General features: G+C 65.2%; 1 protein-coding gene. It reads left to right on the forward strand.

The features are described from left to right. On the forward strand, window positions 1–267 hold a 267-nt coding region (locus HKX41_11785), incomplete at both ends, for a hypothetical protein (GenBank protein NNC24814.1).

A 267-nucleotide genomic window follows, 5' to 3' on the forward strand; every position in this document is an offset into this window, starting at 1 on the left:
CACGGCTGGGGGGCAGTCGATCCCGAGCGCACTGCGATCGGGTTCCTCGAACTCGTCGCGGACGAGGGGGTGAGCGCGATTGTTGACCGTGTCCCGCTCGAGGACTGGACGCCCGATCGGGACACAGACACACAGAATACTGATAGCGTCACGGATGGCCGCGATGTTGCGGTGGAGGAGCCGACACGCGAGGAAGTTCGGGCGATCTGTACGGCGCAATCCTTCGAGCGTGGTCGCGATTACGCCGAGAGCGAGCGCGTGCACGAC

This window comes from Salifodinibacter halophilus (genome assembly GCA_012999515.1).
Classification (GTDB): Bacteria; Pseudomonadota; Gammaproteobacteria; order Nevskiales; family Salinisphaeraceae; genus Salifodinibacter; species Salifodinibacter halophilus.